This is a genomic window from Niastella sp., from assembly GCF_045805085.1.
In the GTDB taxonomy this organism is placed as follows: domain Bacteria; phylum Bacteroidota; class Bacteroidia; order Chitinophagales; family Chitinophagaceae; genus Niastella.
The window spans coordinates 1-2,790 of record NZ_JBJMLX010000096.1 but is presented as its reverse complement, the minus strand read 5'-3'; the positions used below and the strand labels follow the sequence as shown (position 1 = coordinate 2,790).

Annotated in this window: 2 protein-coding genes; both read left to right on the top strand. The window is 46.3% G+C overall.

All coding sequences use genetic code 11. The annotated features are described in order from the left end of the window. The coding region (locus tag ACJ751_RS04785; protein WP_407744234.1) for a penicillin-binding transpeptidase domain-containing protein at positions 1 to 1,084 on the top strand (1,084 nt) is incomplete at its 5' end. A 152-nt stretch (positions 1,085 to 1,236) separates the two neighbouring features. Continuing rightward, positions 1,237 to 2,346, top strand: a complete 1,110-nt coding sequence (locus tag ACJ751_RS04780) for a DUF2911 domain-containing protein (protein WP_407744233.1) — start codon at positions 1,237 to 1,239, stop codon at positions 2,344 to 2,346. Positions 2,347 to 2,790: the final 444 nt, after the last annotated feature.

Below are 2,790 nucleotides of genomic sequence, written 5' to 3'. Positions count from 1 at the left end.
TGCCAACCTGAAAACAAAACGGCAGGTAGGTTCTTCCATAAAACCATTTTTATACGCACTGGCCATTTCAGAATATGGCTTTACGCCTGAAACCATGTGCGAAGCCACACAGCAATACTTTCCCGGTTCTGGTTATGTACCAGCCAAGCCAAATCCTAAAATAAGCGGAATGCGCACTATGGCTACCGGTTTGGCTTATTCTATAAATGAAGTAGCAGCGTATATCATAAAACAAACAACGCCCAAACGGTTTGCCGAGTTTATACATGAGATCAACATCCCCACCAAGGTGCAGCCCTACCCTTCTATTAGTTTAGGTACCTGCGAGCTGTCGTTGTATGAAATGATGTGGGGCTACAGTATGTTCCCTACAGGCGGCTTTAGCATAAAACCAGTATACATTACCCGCATTGAAGACAAGAATGGCAATGTGCTGGCCCGTTTTGATACAGAACGTAAAGAAGTGATTAGTCAGTCAACTGCCTATACCATGGCCCGCATGATGCAGGGTCCTGTTGATTTTGGTACCGCCGCCGGCCTACGTGGCCGCCTGGGGGTTGCTGAAATGGGTGGTAAAACCGGTACTACCAACGATAACTCCGATGCCTGGTTCTTTGGTTATACACCACAGTTACTTGCCGGCGTTTGGATCGGTTGCGATGACCGCTTCATTCGCCTTGAAGGTGGCCTGGGTTATGGTGGCGCCGCTGCCAGACCTATTTGGGAAGCCTTCTTTGCCCGGGCTTTTGCTGATAAAACCCTGGGACTCGACAAACAGGCCAAGTTTGTGGCGCCTGAAAATATGCGCAATGAACAGTTCTCTGATATTGATACGTATATAGAACATACACCACCTCCCGGCGCCGAAGGTGCAGACGTGGGCAATGGCGCTGCCGATGCTTACTTAGGCAAACCCGACACCCAGAACGTTCCAACCGAATCTAAAGAGGCTATGGAAGAACAAAAGGTGTTGAAAGAAGCCACCAGCACCAGGAATCAGCTGCCTAAAGACACCGCATTACCTGCTGATGAAAAGAAGAGGAAAGGTTTCTTTAGAAGGTTGTTTGGAAAGAAAGGAAAATAGTCCTTCCACTCCGCTCAGGACAATTTATTATAGAAGCCAGTTCCATAGGGACTGGCTTTTTTCTTTACACCATCCTATCTTATAACCACATATATAAATTCCAGGCAGTAGCTTTGAAATACTACGTAGTTTAAATTTCAAAACTAACTGACATGAAAAAGCTATTGATTGCTTGTTTAGCATTGACTTGCTATATCGTTTCTTACTCACAGTTATTAATACCGCCTTCAGGTGGCAATAAAAAAGCCATGGTGGGCGAACGCATCGGCATCACCGATGTTACTATTAATTACGACCGGCCGGGCGTTAAGGGCCGTGAAGGAAAGATCTGGGGCGAACTGGTGCCCAAAGGCTTTATCGATCAGGGCTTTGGCACCAGTAAAGCAGCGCCCTGGCGGGCAGGCGCCAATGAAAATACCACTATTGAATTTTCAACTCCGGTTAGCATTGAAGGACAGGCACTGCCAGCTGGCAAATACGGGTTCTTTATTGCTTATGATCCGGAAGAATGCACCGTGATCTTTTCAAAGAATTCCACCTCCTGGGGCAGTTTTTATTATGAACAAAAAGAAGATGCCTTACGCGTGAAAGTAAAACCCCAACCCATCGATAAAAGCGTGGAGTGGTTAACGTACGAGTTTGAGAACGAAACAGCTACCGGCGCTACCGTTGCGTTGGTTTGGGAAAAACTGAAGATCCCTTTTAAAATAGAAACCGATTATAACAACCTTCAGCTGGAGTCATTCCGGCGTGAGCTGCGTGGCGAAAAGGCTTTCAACCCAGGCTGGCCAAGCTACAACCAGGCGGCACAATTCTGTTTGCAAAACAACATCGATCTGGATGAAGGTATGCAATGGGCTGATGATGCCATCAACTTACAATTCATTGGCCAAAAGAATTTTGTTACACTCTCTACCAAGGCCAACTATTTAAAGAAGTTCGGTAAAGATGCAGAAGCCGATGCACTGATGAAAGAAGCGTTGGCAATGGGTACCGTAATTCAATTGCACAATTATGCGCGCCAGTTATTGCAACAGAAAAAAAGCAAGGAAGCCTTCGATGTGTTTAAAATAAACTACGACAAAAACCCGAATGACTTCACTACCCAGGTAGGCATGGCCAGGGGTTATTCAGCGGTTGGCGATTATAAAAAAGCATTAGGCTTTGCCCAGAAGGCCCTGGCCAAAGCACCGGATAATGGGAATAAGATGAATGTGGAGAAAATGATTGCCACTTTGCAGGAAGGGAAGGATATTAATTAGTTGACGAGTTGACCAGTTAACCAGTTGACCAGTTTGTAAAGCAGTTTTTCGGTTCTTGGTTTAAGTTATTTGATTCGTAGGTTATTAAGCTTGTTAGTATTGAGTTCATAGTTCCTGATCGCGAACTCCCGCCTTTCCTCGTCAACTCGTCAACTCGTCAACTGGTTAACTGATCAGCTGGTTAACTGGTCAATCGAGTAGGTGGCGTAGGATTAGTTCCTACGCCGACCTCTCCCACCACCGTACGTACCGTTCGGTATACGGCGGTTCCCTAATTTAGTAAACGCGCATTCAGGTAACAGTCCGTGAAGAATAGAAAGCCCGCATCTCTCAACCGGGTGTTAGTGGCTGTCGTGGACAGTATCCAACTGTTGGCGGTGTGCCAGTAACCCTTCCGGGTGTTAGCATGTTGCCATGCCTTGTATTCCGGGATGCCTAATTTTA